Origin of the sequence: Streptomyces sp. NPDC017448, from assembly GCF_044330565.1 — a bacterium.
Lineage (GTDB): Bacteria > Actinomycetota > Actinomycetes > Streptomycetales > Streptomycetaceae > Streptomyces.
The window spans coordinates 300,002-315,052 of sequence record NZ_JBIRLM010000005.1 but is presented as its reverse complement, the minus strand read 5'-3'; the positions used below and the strand labels follow the sequence as shown (position 1 = coordinate 315,052).

At 71.0% G+C, this 15,051-nt stretch carries 15 protein-coding genes; 12 read left to right on the top strand and 3 right to left on the bottom strand.

The window, feature by feature from the left end; all coding sequences use genetic code 11:
• Positions 1 to 129: 129 nt before the first annotated feature.
• The 7 genes from hemL (at position 130) to ccsB (ending at position 8,314) form a co-directional block, all read left to right on the top strand.
• A complete protein-coding gene (gene hemL / locus ACH4K1_RS12045; RefSeq protein ID WP_398088878.1) occupies positions 130 to 1,401 on the top strand; it encodes a glutamate-1-semialdehyde 2,1-aminomutase in 1,272 nt (423 codons plus the stop codon).
• Positions 1,398 to 2,141 carry a histidine phosphatase family protein gene (locus ACH4K1_RS12040; protein ID WP_398088784.1) on the top strand — a complete coding sequence of 248 codons (744 nt, stop codon included), beginning with the start codon at positions 1,398 to 1,400 and terminating at the stop codon, positions 2,139 to 2,141. The genes hemL and ACH4K1_RS12040 overlap by 4 nt, the downstream gene beginning before the upstream one ends.
• 489 nt (positions 2,142 to 2,630) lie before the next feature.
• Complete coding sequence (locus ACH4K1_RS12035) at positions 2,631 to 3,902, top strand: hypothetical protein (RefSeq protein ID WP_398088782.1); 1,272 nt, start codon at positions 2,631 to 2,633, stop codon at positions 3,900 to 3,902.
• A 67-nt stretch (positions 3,903 to 3,969) separates the two neighbouring features.
• The gene (locus ACH4K1_RS12030) at positions 3,970 to 4,572 is read left to right on the top strand and encodes a TlpA family protein disulfide reductase (protein ID WP_398088781.1); all 603 of its coding nucleotides are present in this window, start codon (positions 3,970 to 3,972) and stop codon (positions 4,570 to 4,572) included.
• A 4-nt stretch (positions 4,573 to 4,576) separates the two neighbouring features.
• A complete protein-coding gene (locus ACH4K1_RS12025; protein WP_398088779.1) occupies positions 4,577 to 5,359 on the top strand; it encodes a cytochrome c biogenesis CcdA family protein in 783 nt (260 codons plus the stop codon).
• A 4-nt stretch (positions 5,360 to 5,363) separates the two neighbouring features.
• A complete protein-coding gene (locus ACH4K1_RS12020) occupies positions 5,364 to 7,229 on the top strand; it encodes a cytochrome c biogenesis protein ResB (protein WP_398088777.1) in 1,866 nt (621 codons plus the stop codon).
• Positions 7,226 to 8,314 (top strand): c-type cytochrome biogenesis protein CcsB, encoded by a 1,089-nt coding sequence (gene ccsB / locus ACH4K1_RS12015; protein ID WP_398088775.1) that lies wholly within the window; start codon positions 7,226 to 7,228, stop codon positions 8,312 to 8,314. The genes ACH4K1_RS12020 and ccsB overlap by 4 nt, the downstream gene beginning before the upstream one ends.
• Before the next feature lie 95 nt (positions 8,315 to 8,409).
• Here ccsB and ACH4K1_RS12010 read toward each other — a convergent pair whose 3' ends face one another.
• Complete coding sequence (locus ACH4K1_RS12010; protein WP_398088875.1) at positions 8,410 to 8,763, bottom strand: PLD nuclease N-terminal domain-containing protein; 354 nt, start codon at positions 8,761 to 8,763, stop codon at positions 8,410 to 8,412.
• A gap of 267 nt (positions 8,764 to 9,030) precedes the next feature.
• Between ACH4K1_RS12010 and ACH4K1_RS12005 the strand changes: the two genes are divergently transcribed.
• Positions 9,031 to 10,488 (top strand): menaquinone biosynthesis decarboxylase, encoded by a 1,458-nt coding sequence (locus ACH4K1_RS12005; RefSeq protein WP_398088773.1) that lies wholly within the window; start codon positions 9,031 to 9,033, stop codon positions 10,486 to 10,488.
• Positions 10,485 to 11,405, top strand: coding sequence for a menaquinone biosynthesis prenyltransferase MqnP (mqnP, locus tag ACH4K1_RS12000; protein WP_398088771.1), 921 nt, complete (start codon positions 10,485 to 10,487; stop codon positions 11,403 to 11,405). Before ACH4K1_RS12005 ends, mqnP begins: the two co-directional genes overlap by 4 nt.
• Before the next feature lie 19 nt (positions 11,406 to 11,424).
• On the opposite strand, the gene ACH4K1_RS11995 is transcribed toward mqnP, so the two are convergent.
• Complete coding sequence (locus ACH4K1_RS11995; RefSeq protein WP_398088873.1) at positions 11,425 to 12,051, bottom strand: rhomboid family intramembrane serine protease; 627 nt, start codon at positions 12,049 to 12,051, stop codon at positions 11,425 to 11,427.
• Between the two features lie 121 nt (positions 12,052 to 12,172).
• Here ACH4K1_RS11995 and ACH4K1_RS11990 point away from each other — a divergent pair, with 121 nt between their 5' ends.
• Positions 12,173 to 12,859: a UbiX family flavin prenyltransferase gene (locus ACH4K1_RS11990; RefSeq protein WP_398088770.1), complete on the top strand. Its 687-nt coding sequence runs from the start codon at positions 12,173 to 12,175 to the stop codon at positions 12,857 to 12,859.
• 77 nt (positions 12,860 to 12,936) lie between these two features.
• Here the strand turns inward: ACH4K1_RS11990 and ACH4K1_RS11985 are convergent, their stop codons facing one another.
• Positions 12,937 to 13,083, bottom strand: a complete 147-nt coding sequence (locus ACH4K1_RS11985) for a hypothetical protein (RefSeq protein WP_228990693.1) — start codon at positions 13,081 to 13,083, stop codon at positions 12,937 to 12,939.
• 121 nt (positions 13,084 to 13,204) lie between these two features.
• Between ACH4K1_RS11985 and ACH4K1_RS11980 the strand changes: the two genes are divergently transcribed.
• Entirely contained in the window at positions 13,205 to 13,660 is a 456-nt protein-coding gene (locus tag ACH4K1_RS11980) for an Lrp/AsnC family transcriptional regulator (protein ID WP_073771823.1), read from the top strand.
• 95 nt (positions 13,661 to 13,755) lie between these two features.
• The gene (gene mqnE, locus ACH4K1_RS11975; RefSeq protein WP_228991094.1) at positions 13,756 to 14,919 is read left to right on the top strand and encodes an aminofutalosine synthase MqnE; all 1,164 of its coding nucleotides are present in this window, start codon (positions 13,756 to 13,758) and stop codon (positions 14,917 to 14,919) included.
• Positions 14,920 to 15,051: the final 132 nt, after the last annotated feature.

Here is a 15,051-nt window from a genome sequence, read left to right as displayed (position 1 = left end):
GAGGGGAGCGCGCTCCCTGCTCACCGGTGGCCGAGATTGGTAGGGATTTCCCGGCCCGGCCTCCCGATACCCGAACCGCAGATCAGGACCAAAGTGGCGTATTCATACGAAGCCCCAGTTTCACAGTCGCTGTTCGACCGGGCGTCCGTCGTGACGCCCGGCGGCGTGAACTCTCCCGTGCGTGCCTTCCGGGCCGTGGGCGGTACGCCCCGGTTCATGGTGTCCGGCACCGGTCCGTACCTCACCGACGCGGACGGTCGCGAGTACGTCGACCTCGTCTGCTCGTGGGGGCCGATGATTCTCGGCCACTCCCACCCCGAGGTCGTCGCCGCGGTCCAGGAGGCGGTGACCCGGGGGACCTCCTTCGGTACGCCGGGCGAGGGCGAGGTCGCCCTCGCCGAGGAGATCGTGGCGCGGATCGAGCCCGTGGAGCAGGTGCGCCTGGTCTCCTCCGGCACCGAGGCGACCATGTCGGCGATCCGGCTGGCCCGCGGTTTCACGGGCCGGGCCAAGGTCGTGAAGTTCGCCGGCTGCTACCACGGCCACGTGGACGCGCTGCTCGCCGCCGCCGGCTCGGGGCTCGCCACCTTCGGGCTGCCCGACACCCCGGGCGTCACCGGAGCCACGGCCGGGGACACCGTCGTGCTGCCGTACAACGACCTGGACGCGGTGCGGGCCGCCTTCGCCGCGCACCCGGGCGAGATCGCCTGCGTGATCACCGAGGCGTCCCCCGGCAACATGGGCGTCGTCCCGCCGGCGGACGGCTTCAACGCCGGGCTCAAGGAGCTGTGCGCGGCCCACGGCGCGCTGTACATCTCCGACGAGGTCATGACGGGCTTCCGTACGTCGAAGGCCGGCTGGTACGGCGTCGACGGCGTCCGGCCCGACCTGATGACCTTCGGCAAGGTGATGGGCGGCGGCTTCCCCGCCGCGGCCTTCGGCGGGCGCGGCGACGTGATGGCGCACCTCGCTCCGGCGGGCCCGGTCTACCAGGCGGGCACCCTCTCCGGGAACCCGGTCGCCACGGCGGCGGGCCTCGCCCAGCTGCGGCTGCTGGACGACGCGGCGTACGCGAAGCTCGACGCGGTCTCCGCCGAGCTGCGCACGCTGGTGGGCGACGCGCTCGCCAAGGAGGGCGTCGCGCACACGGTCTCGGCCGCGAGCAACATGTTCTCCGTCTTCTTCACCGACCGGCCGGTGCGGAACTACGACGACGCCAAGCAGCAGGACGTCTTCCGCTTCACCGCGTTCTTCCACGCGATGCTGGCCCGCGGCGTCTACCTGCCGCCCTCCGCGTTCGAGTCCTGGTTCGTCTCCACGGCCCACGACGAGCGGGCGGTCGAGCGCATCGCCGCCGCGCTGCCCGCCGCCGCCCGCGCCGCGGCGGAGGCCACCGCATGAGCGGGAAGAGCGACGCCGGGAAGAGCGCGAACGGGAGGAGCGGGAACGTGGACCGGGACGAGCAGCTGACCGTGGTGCACGTGGTCCGGCACGGCGAGGTGCACAACCCGGACGGCGTGCTCTACGGGCGGCGCTCCGGCTACCACCTCTCCGACCTGGGCCGGAAGATGGCCGACCGGGTGGCCGAGCACCTGGAGAAGCGCGACGTCACCCATGTCGTCGCCTCCCCGCTGGAGCGGGCCCAGGAGACCGCCGACCCGATCGCCCGGGCGCACGGTCTGGAGCCGGCCACCGACGCCCGGCTGATCGAGGCCGCCAACGTCTTCGAGGGCAAGACCTTCGGCGTCGGGGACGGCGCGCTGCGCAGGCCGGACAACTGGAAGCACCTCACCAACCCGTTCAAGCCGTCCTGGGGCGAGCCGTACATCGAACAGGTCGTGCGGATGATGGGCGCGATCGACACCGCGCGGGACGCGGCGCGCGGGCACGAGGCGGTCTGCGTCAGCCACCAGCTGCCGATCTGGATCCTGCGCTCCTTCGTGGAGCGCCGCCGGCTGTGGCACGACCCGCGGAAGCGGCAGTGCACGCTGGCCTCGCTGACCAGCTTCACCTACCGGGGCGACCGGATCGTCTCGGTCGGCTATTCGGAGCCGGCCCGGGACCTGGTGCCCGTCCACCTGCTGGCCGGGGCGAAGCCGGTGAAGGGGAAGCCGGGGCAGTCCAAGGCGTTCGGCGCTTAGCCGGCCCCCGCCCGGGGGAGCCCCGAGGGTGACGCCCGCCGGGGGAGGGTCCGAGGGCGACGCCCGCCCGGAGAAGCCGGTACGTCACGGGACCGGTCACCGTCACGACGGTGGCCGGTCCCGTTCGTCGTCCGCCCCCGGACGCCTCCGCCGCCCCTGCCTCCGCCCTCCGCCCGCGCATGAGTTCGAGGATCCCGGGAAGCCGCCCCGGCGGCGGGGTCGGCCGGCGGGCGGTCCACCGGGGCGGAGATCCGCCGCCCGGGGGCAGAACTGCGGAGGGGCGCCCCCGCGTCCCCCTCCCCGGATGACGCGCACGTACGTGCGAGCACCGCAGGGGTGTGGCGCTGTGACCGGTCGGACTGTCGGACGATCAGAAGGTAAAGCGTAAAGAAAGTCCCCAAATGTTCGGAACCGACGTGTTACGCGCCCCATCTACCCCTTCGGCAGTTTGTATGAGCTTGAGATAAAACGACCGCAGATGGGGACGGTATGCGCGACATCAATCGAAGGGGCCTGCTCGGCGCGGGGCTCGGGGCCGCAGCCGCGATCGGGCTCGCCGGGTGCGGAACCTCCGGCTCCTCCGGTGACGGAGGGTCGTCCGGCCGGAGCGGCACCGGTGACGCCGGGACCGGCGGGAACGGGAACGGCAGCGGCAGCGGAAACGGCGCGCCGAAGAACAAGATCCGGCTGATCGGCGACGGCTCGACCGCCGACACCGGAAAACAGCCCCGTCAGCCGCAGGCGCCGGTCCCGCTCGAACCGGGCCAGAAGCCGCCGCAGTTCGTGATCTTTTCCTGGGACGGGGCCGGCGAGGTCGGCAACGGACTCTTCCCGCGCTTTCTCGAACTCGCCAGGGAACACGACGCGGCGATGACGTTCTTCCTCTCCGGGATCTATCTGCTGCCCGAGTCGAAGAAATCCCTCTACCGGCCGCCGAACAACCCGCGCGGCGCCTCCGACATCGGTTATCTCACCGACGACCACATCAAGGACACGCTGAAGTACGTGCGCCAGGCGTGGCTGGACGGCCACGAGATCGGCACCCACTTCAACGGGCATTTCTGCGGCGGTTCCGGATCGGTGGAGCGCTGGACGCCCGCCCAATGGCACAGCGAGATCAATCAGGCTGTGTCGTTCGTCACGGAATGGCGCTCCCACACCGGATGGGAGGACGAGGACCCCCTTCCCTTCGACTACCGCAAGGAACTGATCGGCGGCCGCACCCCCTGCCTGCTCGGCCAGGACAGCCTGCTGCCCACCGCGAGCAAGCTCGGCTGGCGCTACGACGCCAGCTCGCCGGGGGGCCGCCAGACGTGGCCCGTGAAGCGCGGGGGCATCTGGGACCTGCCGCTCCAGGCGATGCCGTTCCCCGGGCACTCCTTCGAAGTGCTCTCGATGGACTACAACATCCTCGCCAACCAGTCCCGGAATTCGACCAAGGGCATGCCCTCGCGCTATCCCGGCTGGCGCAAGCAGGCGACCGACGCCTATCTCGCCGGATTCCAGCGCGCGTACGAGACGAATCGCGCGCCCTTCTACATCGGCAACCACTTCGAGGAGTGGAACGGCGGCATCTACATGGACGCCGTGGAAGAAGTGATCAAGAAGGTGGCGGACCAGGACGACGTGCGCCTCGTCTCGTTCCGGCAGTACGTCGACTGGCTCGACGCACAGGATCCCGCCGTCCTCGCCAAGCTCCGTACGCTGGAGGTCGGACAGGCGCCCGCCGGAGGCTGGAACTCCTTCTTTAAACAGGCCTGACAAGGGGCTTTACGGGCACCGAGGGGGGCGGGCAGATCGCCGGAAACCGCCATGCGAAACTTTTCACATGAGCTTTGGCCGCGCGTCCCGACGCCGCTTCACCCTGCTCGCCGCCACCGCCGTGGCCGGCGCCCTGACGCTGACCGCGTGCAGCGAGGGCACCAAGGCGGGAGGCGGCGGCAACACCAACTTCATCACCGGCAGCGGCGGCGTCTCCACCGTCGACCGGGCGGACCGGGTGGCCGCGCCGAAGCTCGACGGCGAGGGCCTGGACGGCAAGCCGCTCGACCTCGCCGACTACAAGGGCGAGGTCGTCGTGCTCAACGTCTGGGGCTCCTGGTGCGGCCCCTGCCGCCTGGAGGCGAAGTACTTCGCGCAGGTCGCCGAGGAGACCGCCGACCGGGGCGTCCAGTTCGTCGGGATCAACACCCGGGATCCCGAACGGGACAAGGCGGTCAACTTCGAGAAGGACTACGGGATCGAGTACCCGAGCTTCTACGACCCGATCGGCAAGCTCATCCTCCGCTTCCCCAAGGGCACCCTGAACCCCCAGGCCATCCCGTCCACCGTGGTCATCGACCGGGACGGGAAGATCGCGGCGCGCACGCTCCAGGCGCTCGACGCGGACGGGCTGCGCGAGATGATCGACCCGATCATCGCGGAGAAGTGACCCGGTGACCCCGCTCGCCGCCCACCACGGGGCCGTCACCCTGGCCGCGTACAACGAGACCGTCCTGTCGGGAGCGCTGCTGGTCGCGCTGCCGCTCGCCCTGCTGGCCGGTCTCATCTCCTTCTTCTCCCCCTGCGTCCTGCCGCTGGTCCCCGGCTACCTCAGTTACGTCACCGGGGTCAGCGGCACCGACCTGGCCGACGCGCGCCGGGGCCGGGTGGTGGCGGGCGCCTCCCTCTTCGTCCTCGGCTTCACCGTGGTGTTCGCCTCCACGGGCGCGCTCTTCGGCTACTTCGGCCAAGAGCTCCAGGTGCACTCCGAGGTGCTGAACAAGGTCCTCGGCGCCCTGATGATCCTCATGGGCGTCTTCTTCCTGGGGCTCCTGCCCGGCGTGACGCAGCGCGAGTTCCGCTTCCACAAGCGGCCGGTGACGGGGCTCGCCGGAGCGCCGCTGCTGGGCGCGCTCTTCGGGATCGGCTGGACGCCGTGCATCGGCCCGACGCTCTCCTCCGTCCTCGCGCTGTCCACCCAGAGCGCCACCGCCGGACGCGGCGCGCTGCTGACCGTCGCGTACTGTCTCGGACTCGGCGTCCCGTTCGTCCTGGCCGCGGTCGCCTTCCGCCGGGCGCTCGGCGCGTTCGGCTGGGTCAAGCGCCACTACGCGTGGGTGATGCGGATCGGCGGCGGAATGATGATCGTGACCGGAGTTCTGCTGCTGACCGGTGCGTGGGCCACGATCATGCAGCAGATGCAGAGCTGGTCCAGCGGTTTCGTCGTAGGGATCTGAGTTCATGAGCAAGGCGAACAGCACGGGGACGCGGCAGCACGGGGACGAGGACGCGCGCGCCTCCGCCGCCGGGCCGGGCGGACCGCCCCCCGGCCCGGACGACTCCGGCCACGGCGCGGCCGGTGAACGGCTCTCCACCGCGCCCCGCGAGGAGCGCCCCGAGACCGGCGCGGGCGTGCCCGCGATGGGCGTGGTCGGCTGGGTCCGCTGGTTCTGGCGCCAGCTCACCTCGATGCGGGTGGCGCTGATCCTGCTCTTCCTGCTCTCCCTCGGCGCGATCCCGGGGTCGCTCATCCCGCAGAACAGCGTCGACGACGTGAAGGTGCAGGCCTTCAAGGACCAGCACGCCACCCTCACCCCGATCTACGAGAAGCTCCAGCTCTTCGACGTCTACAGCTCGGTGTGGTTCTCCGCGATCTACATCTTGCTGTTCGTCTCGCTCATCGGCTGCATCGTGCCGCGCACCGGCCAGTTCGTCGGCCAGCTCCGCAGCCGCCCCCCGGGCGCGCCGAAGCGGCTGACCCGGCTGCCCGCGTACACCACCTGGCGCACCGGGGCCGAGCCCGAGGAGGTCCGCGCGGCGGCCCTCGCGGTCCTGCGCGGGCGGCGCTTCCGGGCGCACGAGGCGGGCGACGCGGTCGCGGCCGAGAAGGGCTACCTCCGCGAGGCCGGCAACCTGGTCTTCCACATCGCCCTGATCGTGATGCTGGTGGCCTTCGCCTGCGGGCAGCTCTTCAAATCCGAGGGCGGCAAGCTCGTCGTCGAGGGCGACGGCTTCTCCAACACGCTCACCCAGTACGACAACATCAAGTACGGCTCGCTCTACGACTCCGACTCGCTGGCCCCGTTCAGCTTCGTGCTGGACGACTTCGTCGGCACGTACGAGAAGAGCGGCCCGCAGCGCGGCACCCCGCGCACCTTCGAGGCCCGGGTGACGTACGCGGAGGGGGCCGACGGCGCCGAGCGCAAGGGCGTCATCAAGGTCAACGAACCGCTCGTCGTGGACGGCACCAAGGTCTATCTGATCGCCCACGGCTACGCCCCCGTCGTCACCGTCCGGGACGGCAAGGGGAAGGTCGTCTCGCGGTCCGCCGTCCCGCTGCTGCCGATCGACAACAACATCACCTCGTCCGGCGCCATCAAGGTGATGGACGGCTACAAGGACGAGAACGGCAAGAAGACCCAGCTGGGCTTCAAGGCGTTCTTCGTGCCGACCTTCGCCGGTCACGGCAAGGGCCAGATGTTCTCGCAGTTCCCCGCCCTGGACTTCCCCGTGCTGGCGCTCAGCGCCTACCACGGCTCCCTCGGCGTGGACTCCGGGCTCGCGCAGAACGTCTACCAGCTCGACACGTCCAAGATGAAGGAGTTCAAGGACGAGAAGGGCGAGCTCCTCAAGAAGATGCTGATGCCCGGCGAGAAGCTGGACCTGCCGGACGGCGGCTCCATCACCTACGAGGGCACCGAGGAGTGGGCCAGCTTCCAGATCTCGCAGCAGCCGGGCAACGGCTGGGCGCTCGGCGGAGCCGTCGCCGCCATCGCGGGCCTCGCCGGTTCGCTGTTCATCCAGCGCCGCCGGGTGTGGGTGCGGGCGGTCCGGGGCGCGGACGGCGTCACGGTCGTGGAGATGGCGGGGCTGGGCCGCAGCGAGTCCGCGCGGCTCCCCGAGGAGCTGGGCGAGCTGGCGACCGCCCTCGTCGCCACCGCGCCCGTCGCCCCGGAGGAACCGGACGCGCCCGAGAGCTCCGCCGGCCGGGACGCGGCCGGGGAACCGGACACACCCGCCACGCCCGCCACCACCGAAGCCACGAACGAGGCCGGGAGCCGGCCCGTCCACCCTGCCGAAGCACCTGCCGAAGGGGCTGAGAAGTGAATCTCGCCGCCGCAACGAACGAGAGCCTGGCGAACGCCAGCAACGTGCTGATCTATTCGTCGATGGCCGTCTACACCCTGGCCTTCTTCGCGCACATCGCGGAGTGGGTCTTCGGCAGCCGCAGCAAGGTCGGCCGCACGGCCGCCGCGCTGTCCGCCCCCCGAGCGGACGCCGGGGCCGGGGCCTCCGCCACCGCCACGAAGACGCAGGCCGGCGGCACCGCCGTGCTGGAGCGCCCGAAGGTCGTCACCCGCTCCGCCACCGGGACGCGGGACGTGCCCGACGGGCCGGGGGCGGCCGGCGGCACCTTCAAGGGCGACCTGTGGGGCCGGATCGCGGTCTCGCTGACCACGGTCGCCTTCCTGGTCGAGGCGAGCGGCGTCGCCACCCGGGCGCTCTCCGTGGAGCGGGCCCCCTGGGCCAACATGTACGAGTTCTCCATCACCTTCTCCACGGTGGCGGTCGGCTCCTACCTGGTGCTGCTCGCGCTGAAGAAGAACGTCCGCTGGATCGGCCTGCCGCTGGTCACCACGGTCCTGCTGGACCTCGGCATCGCGGTCACCACGCTCTACACCGACAGCGACCAGCTGGTGCCCGCCCTGCACTCGTACTGGCTGTGGATCCACGTCTCGACCGCGATCCTGTGCGGCGCCGTCTTCTACCTCGGCGCGGTCGGCACGATCCTCTACCTGTTCCGCGACAGCTACGAGAACAAGGTCGCCTCCGGCGGCACGCCCGGGAAGTTCGCCTCCTCGGTGATGGAGCGGCTGCCCTCGGCCGCCTCGCTGGACACGTTCTCGTACCGGATCAACGCCGCCGTCTTCCCGCTGTGGACGTTCACGATCATCGCGGGCGCGATCTGGGCGGGCGACGCCTGGGGCCGCTACTGGGGCTGGGATCCCAAGGAGGTCTGGTCCTTCATCACCTGGGTCGCCTACGCCGCCTACCTGCACGCCCGCGCCACCGCCGGGTGGAAGGGCCGCAAGGCCGCCTACCTCGCGCTCATCGCCTTCGCCTGCTGGCTGTTCAACTACTACGGCGTGAACATCTTCGTCTCCGGCCTGCACTCCTACGCGGGGGTCTGAGCCACCGCGCCGGACCCTTCGACACCTACGCCACGGCTCCCCGGACGGGATGTCTTCCGGGGAGCCGTGGCGTATGCGCGTCGGGTGCGGGGCCGTCAGGGGGCGGGCGGGGCCTTGTCGTCGGGGTTCGTACCGTCGCCGCGGCCCCGCTCCTCCTCGGCGTCCGGCTCGGACCGCCGGTCGTCGCCGAGGGACTTCAGGAAGTCCGGGTTGTCGTCCGGGGCCACCCACTGCTGCCGCCTGGTCCGCTGCCGGTAGCCGGGCCCGGCGGTCCCCGCCGCGGTGCGGCGGGCCTTGCCGGCGATCAGCCACACGACCGGGCCGACGACCCAGAACAGCAGGATGATGAAGACCCAGGCGACCTTCGGCAGATGCTTGGTGTCCTCCTCGGAGGTGTTCAGGCAGTCGATGAACGCGTAGATCGTCAGAGCCAGCGGCACGAGAAACATCAGGGCTCTCATGGTGCGTCCCCCAGGAGGTGGCGGCGGGCGGGATGATTGCCCCGTATCGCCGCCAGGGTACCGGCTCGACGTGAAGGGCCCCGGGGCCCTCGGCGGGCGCCGCCGGCGGCGCGTGACGGCCCCGCCGGGCAGGCGGGCCGGACCGCGGCGCGGGCGTGCGCGGCCCTCGCCGGACCTCCGCCCGGGCCCCGTGGCGCGGCCCCGCCGGGGGAGCCCCGGCCCGGCCGCGGGGGCGGGGATGACAAACTGGACCCCATGGCTTACGACGATCTTCGCTCCCTGCTCCGGGCCCTTGAGCGCGATGGCGACCTCAAGCGCGTCAAGGTCGAGGTCGACCCCCACCTGGAGGTCGGCGAGATCGTCGACCGGGTCAACAAGGCGGGCGGCCCGGCCCTGCTGTTCGAGAACGTCAAGGGCTCCTCGATGCCCCTGGCCATGAACGTCTTCGGCACCGACCGGCGCCTCCTCAAGGCGCTGGGGCTGAAGGCGTACAGCGACATCAGCGACAAGATCGGCGGGCTCCTCAAGCCGGAGCTGCCGCAGGGCTTCGTCGGCGTGCGGGAGGCGTTCGGGAAGCTCGGCTCGATGGTGCACGTGCCGCCGAAGAAGGTGAAGTCCGGCGACGCGCCCGTGCAGGAAGTGGTGCTGACGGGCGACGACGTCGACCTGGACCGGCTGCCCGCGCTGTTCACCTGGCCCGAGGACGGCGGCTCGTTCTTCAACCTCGGCCTCACCCACACCAAGCACCCCGAGACCGGCGTCCGGAACCTGGGCCTCTACCGGCTCCAGCGCCACGACAAGCGCACCATCGGGATGCACTGGCAGATCCACAAGGACAGCGCCAACCACTACCAGGTCGCCGCCCGGCGCGGTGAGCGGCTGCCCGTCGCCATCGCCTTCGGCTGCCCGCCCGCCGTGACGTACGCCTCCACCGCGCCGCTGCCCGGGGACATCGACGAGTACCTCTTCGCCGGGTTCGTCCAGGGCAAGCGGATCGAGATGGTCGACTGCAAGACCGTGCCGCTCCAGGTCCCCGCGCAGGCGGAGGTCGTCATCGAGGGGTGGCTGGAGCCGGGCGAGATGCTGCCCGAAGGCCCGTTCGGGGACCACACCGGCTTCTACACGCCGCAGGAACCGTTCCCCGCACTGACCATCGACTGCGTCACCATGCGCAAGCGGCCGCTGCTCCAGTCCATCGTGGTGGGCCGGCCGCCGACCGAGGACGGGCCGCTGGGCCGGGCCACGGAGCGGTTCTTCCTGCCGCTGCTGAAGATCATCGTGCCGGACATCGTGGACTACCACCTCCCCGAGGCGGGCGGCTTCCACAACTGCGCGATCGTCTCGATCGACAAGAAGTACCCGAAGCACGCCCAGAAGGTGATGAGCGCCATCTGGGGCGCGCACATGATGTCGCTGACCAAGCTGATCGTGGTGGTCGACTCCGACTGCGACGTCCACGATCTGCACGAGGTGGCCTGGCGGGCGCTCGGCAACACCGACTACGCCCGGGACCTGACCGTCACCGAGGGCCCGGTCGACCACCTGGACCACGCCTCGTACCAGCAGTTCTGGGGCGGCAAGGCGGGGATCGACGCGACGAGGAAGCTGCCCACCGAGGGGTACACGCGGGACGGCGGCTGGCCGGAGATGGTCGTCTCCGACCCGGAGACGGCGGCGAAGGTCGACCGCCGCTGGAAGGAATACGGGCTGTGAGCAGTGCGGCAGAAGCGGCGTCCGTCCCCGGACCCGCCCCATCGGACGGCAAGGTCAAGGCCTTCCTGCGGCTCGTGATGATCGAGCACTCGGTCTTCGCGCTGCCCTTCGCGTACATCGCCGCGCTGACCGCGATGTTCCGGATGGACGGCACGATCCACTGGGGCGTCCTGCTGCTCGTCACGCTGGCGATGGTGGGGCTGCGGACCTTCGCGATGGCCGCCAACCGGATCATCGACCGGGAGATCGACGCCCGCAACCCGCGTACGGCGGGCCGCGAGCTGGTGACCGGCGCGGTGTCGGTGAAGTCGGCGTGGACCGGGGCGCTCGTCGCGCTGGCCGTCTTCCTGGGCGCGGCGGCGCTGCTGAACCCGCTGTGCCTGGCGCTCGCGCCGGTGGCCGTGGTGCCGATGGTGGTCTACCCGTACGGCAAGCGGTTCACCAACTTCCCGCACGCCATCCTGGGGCTCGCCCAGGCCATCGGTCCCATCGGGGCCTGGCTGGCGGTGACCGGGAGCTGGTCGTGGGAAGCGGTGATCCTCGGGCTCGCCGTGGGGATCTGGATCGGCGGCTTCGACCTGATCTTCGCCTGCCAGGACGTGGCCGCGGACCGGGCCCACGGGGTGCACTCGTTCCCGGCGCGGTTCGGGGTCCCGGCGGCGCTGTGGGGCGCGCGGGTGTGCCACGCGGTCACGACCGGGCTGCTGGTGTGGTTCGGGCTGGCCACGGACGCCGAGGTCTTCTACTGGATCGGCATGGCGATCGTCGCGGCGGCGTTCGTGTACGAGCACCGGGTGGTGCGTCCGCACGACCTGTCCCGGCTGAACCGGGCGTTCTTCTCGGTGAACGGTTTCATCGGGATCGCGCTGTTCGCCTGTGCGCTGCTGGATCTGCTGGTGCGGGGCCTGACCCCGTGACACCTCTGGTGGCGGGCCCTCAGAACGTGACCGGGCGGGCCGGGGCGCGGCGCGGGCGGCGGAAGAGGAAGGCCGCCGCGACCCCGCCGACCAGCCCGAAGAGGTGGCCCTGCCAGCTGACGCCGGATTCGGTCGGCAGGACGCCCCACAGCAGCGAGCCGTAGACCACGGCGACGCCGACGCCGACGAGGACGTCCCGGGGGCGGCGGTCCACGAAACCGCGGACCAGGAGATAGCCCAGCAGCCCGAAGACCACGCCGGACGCGCCGAGCGTCACCGTGTTCCGCGGGGCGGTCAGCCAGACGCCGAGGCCGCTGACCAGGATGACCGTCAGGACGACGGCGGCGAACCGGCGCAGCCCCGCCAGGGCGGCGAGGAAGCCGAGGACCAGCAGCGGGACGCTGTTGGAGGCCACGTGCTCCCAGCCGCTGTGCAGGAACGCGGCGGGCACCACGTCCCGCAGCTCCGCCGTCTCGCGCGGGGTGATGCCGTAGGTGTCCAGGGCGTGGCCCGTGGCCGTGTCGATCCCTTCGAGGACCCAGAGCAGGGCCACCCAGCCGGCCATCAGGAGCCCCGCGGACAAGGCCCGCGCGGAGCCGGTGGCGCTGTGGCCCCCGGTGCGGTCGGTGGTCCGGTGGTCGCCCATGGTCTGCCCCTGCCCCAGGTTGGCCGTCACCCGGTGGAACGTCCGCGGCGGCCGCCCGGTTCCGGGTGCCGGGCGCGGAGCCGTGCCGGATAGGCTCGCGGGTGTGGAATCCAGGACTTCAGTGACTCATCAGCAGCGGCGGCCTTGGATTGTCGGGGTGTCCGGCGCTTCGGGTACCCCGTTCGCGGCCGCCGTCCTGCGCGGCCTCCTGGCGGCCGGCGAGAGCGTGGACCTGGTGGTGAGCCGGGCCTCGCGGCTCACCCTGCTGGACGAGACCGGCATCGCGTTCCGGGACGGGCACTGGCGCGAGGACCTGCGGGTCTGGCTGGAGCGGGGGGCGGACGGGAAGCCGGACGCGTTCGCGGTGGGGGAGGCGGAGCTGGAGCGCGTACGCCACTGGCCGGCCGGTGATCTGGCCGCCGGGCCGTCCTCCGGGTCGTACCCGGCGCGGGGGATGCTCATCGTGCCGGCCTCGACGGCCTGTGTGGCCGGGGTGGCGCTCGGTCTGTCGAAGGATCTGCTCCAGCGGGCCGCGAGCGTGACGCTCAAGGAGCGCCGCCCGCTGGTGGTCGCGGTGCGCGAGACCCCGCTGAGCGGCCAGACGCTGAAGCAGATGGTGGCCCTGGACGAGGCGGGCGCGATCGTGCTGCCCGCCTCTCCGGCGTTCTACGCGGGGGCGACGCACATTCAGCACCTGGTGGATTTCGTCGCGGGGCGGGTGCTGGACGCGGCGGGCGTGCCGCACCGCCTGTACCGCCGCTGGGAAGGAGAGCTCGGTGGCGGCTCCCGCGATCCTCAGGACCGCTAGGGCCTGGCGTCCCCCTGCCGCCGCCCGGAGGGCGGCCGGTGCCACGCCCGGCGGTGGGGAGGCCGAAGGCCCCGGAGTCAGCGCTTCTTGTGCGCGCGCGGGGTGCGGACCTTGTCGACGCGGTGCGCGGCGGCGGGCTGGTGGGCACGCGAGCGGTTGGCCAGGTCCTGCAGCTCGCGCATCCGGGCGTAGGCCATCTCGATCGTGTACACGGTGAAGATCACTCCTGAAGATTCGAAAGCGTTTCTTGGATGTTCTAGAAGATTTGTAGGGCGTCAGCCCTACGTGCCTTAGATTCTACACGTAAACTCGCGGTACTGCTGAACAATGGAAGGTTTCAGTCATATGGACGCGGTGGACAGGCAGCTCATCCAGGCCCTCAGGGAGAACGGCAGGGCCTCGTACGCCGAGCTGGGACGGCTGGTGGGGCTCTCCGGGCCCAGCGTCACCGACCGCATCAACCGGCTGGAATCCGCCGGTGTCATCACCGGCTACCGCGCCACCGTCGACTCCGCCTCGCTGGGGCTCGGGGTGACCGCGCTGATCGGGATCTCGCTCTCCGACGCCGCCGACCACGAGGACGTGGCCCACCGGCTGAAGGACCTCGCGGAGATCGAGGACTGCTGGTTCATCGCGGGCGACGACTCGTACATGCTCAAGGTCCGGGTCGGCGACGTGGACGGTCTGGAGCGGACGATCCGGCGGCTGAGCGGCACGAAGGGCGTCTCGCGGACCCGGACCACGATCGTGCTCTCCACCAAGTGGGAGAACCGGGTCGGGGAGCTTCCCGAGGAGGCGTAGCCCCGCGCCGCCGCTCGGGGGGCCGCCCTCCGGCCGGAGGGCGGGGGAGTACCGTGGGGCGGAGTCTGGAACACGGAGAAATGGGAGGCGCCCTAGTGGACGCGGGACTCAAGCGCGAGCTGGAGGAGAAGGTCCGGGCCGGCGAGCGGCTGACCCGCGAGGACGGGATCGCCCTCTACGCCTCCGACGACCTGGCGTGGCTGGGGGGGCTGGCGCACGAGGTGCGGACGCGCAAGAACGGCGACGTCGTGCACTTCAACGTCAACCGCCACCTCAACATGACCAACGTGTGCACCGCCTCGTGCGCGTACTGCTCGTTCCAGCGCAAGCCGGGCGAGAAGGACGCGTACACGATGCGCATCGAGGAGGCCGTCCGCCTCGCCAAGGCGATGGAGGGCGAGAACCTCACCGAGCTGCACATCGTCAACGGGCTCCACCCGACCCTCCCGTGGCGCTACTACCCGCGCTCGCTCAGCGCGCTGAAGGAAGCCCTGCCGAACGTGGCGCTCAAGGCGTTCACGGCGACGGAGATCCACCACTTCGAGACGATCTCCGGGCTCTCCGCCTCCGAGATCCTCGACGAGCTGATCGAGGCCGGCCTCGAATCGCTGACCGGCGGCGGCGCGGAGATCTTCGACTGGGAGGTCCGCCAGCACATCGTCGACCACCGCACCCACTGGGAGGACTGGTCGCGCATCCACCGCCTCGCGCACGAGAAGGGGCTCAAGACCCCCGCGACGATGCTGTACGGGCACATCGAGGAGCACCGCCACCGCGTCGACCACGTGCTGCGGCTGCGGGAGATGCAGGACGAGACCGGCGGTTTCCAGGTCTTCATCCCGCTGCGCTACCAGCACGACTTCGTGGACATGAAGGACGGCAAGGTCCGCAACAAGCTCCAGGCGCGCACCACGATGGCGACCGGCGCCGAGGCGCTGAAGACCTTCGCGGTCTCCCGGCTGCTCTTCGACAACGTGCCGCACGTCAAGGTCTTCTGGGTGATGCACGGCGTGCAGACCGCCCAGCTCGCGCTCCAGCACGGCGCGGACGACATGGACGGCTCGGTCGTCGAGTACAAGATCACGCACGACGCCGACGACTTCGGCACGCCGAACAAGCTCGGCCGCGAGGACCTGCTGGAGCTGATCCGCGACGCCGGTTTCCGGCCGGTCGAGCGGAACACCCGCTACGAGATCCTGCGCGAGTACCCGGGCCCCGACCCGGACCGGCGCGAGTCGCCGCAGCCGATGCGCGTCTGACGCGCACCGCCCCCGCTCCCCACGAGAGCCCCGGCCGCCTTCCCGGCCGGGGCTCTCCCGGTCCCGGCAACCCCCTGAATCGAGAGAATTCGGGCCATGCTTCACTGGACGGGCAGAAGCGTGTCGAGATTT

Excerpts from the sequence above, each read along its gene's own strand:
- ACH4K1_RS12040 (WP_398088784.1), top strand. The coding sequence starts at position 1,398 with ATGAGCGGGAAGAGCGACGCCGGGAAGAGCGCGAACGGGAGGAGCGGG.
- ACH4K1_RS12035 (WP_398088782.1), top strand. The coding sequence starts at position 2,631 with ATGCGCGACATCAATCGAAGGGGCCTGCTCGGCGCGGGGCTCGGGGCC.
- ACH4K1_RS12030 (WP_398088781.1), top strand. The coding sequence starts at position 3,970 with ATGAGCTTTGGCCGCGCGTCCCGACGCCGCTTCACCCTGCTCGCCGCC.
- ACH4K1_RS12020 (WP_398088777.1), top strand. The coding sequence starts at position 5,364 with ATGAGCAAGGCGAACAGCACGGGGACGCGGCAGCACGGGGACGAGGAC.
- ACH4K1_RS12010 (WP_398088875.1), bottom strand. The coding sequence starts at position 8,763 with ATGTTTCTCGTGCCGCTGGCTCTGACGATCTACGCGTTCATCGACTGC.
- ACH4K1_RS12005 (WP_398088773.1), top strand. The coding sequence starts at position 9,031 with ATGGCTTACGACGATCTTCGCTCCCTGCTCCGGGCCCTTGAGCGCGAT.
- ACH4K1_RS11995 (WP_398088873.1), bottom strand. The coding sequence starts at position 12,051 with ATGGGCGACCACCGGACCACCGACCGCACCGGGGGCCACAGCGCCACC.
- ACH4K1_RS11980 (WP_073771823.1), top strand. The coding sequence starts at position 13,205 with ATGGACGCGGTGGACAGGCAGCTCATCCAGGCCCTCAGGGAGAACGGC.